The sequence below is a fragment of the Empedobacter sp. UBA7252 genome (genome assembly GCF_002472765.1).
Lineage (GTDB): Bacteria > Bacteroidota > Bacteroidia > Flavobacteriales > Weeksellaceae > Empedobacter > Empedobacter falsenii_B.
This window is the reverse complement of sequence record NZ_DKSQ01000026.1, coordinates 14549-14870: the sequence shown is the minus strand read 5'-3', so window position 1 is coordinate 14870 and position 322 is coordinate 14549. Positions and strand designations below refer to the sequence as shown.

1 protein-coding gene is annotated in these 322 nt (G+C 18.6%); it reads right to left on the bottom strand.

Annotated features, from left to right (window positions below; all coding sequences use genetic code 11):
- Nucleotides 1–18: 18 nt before the first annotated feature.
- Nucleotides 19–322: hypothetical protein (locus B2X73_RS04165; protein ID WP_291095804.1), on the bottom strand; the 304-nt coding region annotated here is incomplete at its 5' end.

The window sequence follows — 322 nt, the reverse complement described above, 5'->3', positions numbered from 1 at the left end:
TTTAAAATGCACAACGGGTTAGTATACTTTGTTTCTTTTATTATTCTTACTTTTTAAATATAAAATAAATGGAGTTAGTATTCCTGATATAATTGAAATTGGAAATATCCAAAATGGAAGTAAAATCCATAAAAAATAATATTCTAAAGTTTTATAAAAATTGAAAAAAGTAAAACCTTTTAAGTTTTGATTTTCAAAGATTTCATTTAATGATATGAAAAATAGTAAAAATGAAAATAACCAAAATATAAAACTATAAGTCTTTAAATATTTTATTTTACCTATTTTCTTGTTCATGAAAAAAATAGGTGAAATTGAAAAA